Below are 627 nucleotides of genomic sequence, written 5' to 3'. Positions count from 1 at the left end.
TCGCAGTTAATCACGTCCTTCTTCGGCTCTCAGTGCCAAGGCATCCGCCCTGCGCCCTTTATGTTTGACCTATTGTAAAATGGCCGTGCCTTCAGATCTTAGCGTAGACCTGAAAACACATTTTGCATAAATTGCATTCTCAGAATTCCTCCCCGTCCGCATTTAAGTGCATTCAGAGATTCTTCTGATTTTCGGATAACATTCCGGCAAAAGAATGTTATCCTTGAAACGTTCATCGGAATCATTTCTGCTTCCTTTGTAACGCCTCGGATGTCTTCCTATCTTCGTGAACAATTTCAAAATCTTTTGATTTTGAAATTGTGCTTTGGATTTCTTTTTGGAATCGTTTGTGTATTCAGTTTTCAAGGTACGTATCTGGCTTTATCAGCCATACCAGCCGAAAAGTTTATCTTCTCAGCTCGTATCACCGGTAAAGCTTTTGCTTTCCCAGCAGCAGGTGATTCACTACTCTTATAATGAGAGATTTTTGCTTGCTTTATTGTAAATTTATTTGTTGTAAGGATGCTGGCGGCCGCCTATCTTTCCATACTGTCTCCGGCATAGTATTTTCGGCCGCCCGGGTCTTAACCATCGTGTTCGGAATGGGAACGGGTGTCTCCCCCGGGC

General features: G+C 43.5%; 1 rRNA gene. It reads right to left on the bottom strand.

Going from position 1 to position 627, the window contains the following annotated elements:
* Positions 1 to 523: 523 nt before the first annotated feature.
* Positions 524 to 627 (bottom strand): 5S ribosomal RNA (gene rrf, locus ACTNDI_RS14010); the annotation flags it as partial.

The organism is Bilifractor sp. HCP3S3_D3 (assembly GCF_052063915.1).
Lineage (GTDB): Bacteria > Bacillota > Clostridia > Lachnospirales > Lachnospiraceae > Bilifractor.
Note: the sequence above shows the minus strand (reverse complement) of the source record. Positions and strands in the feature narration are given on the sequence as shown.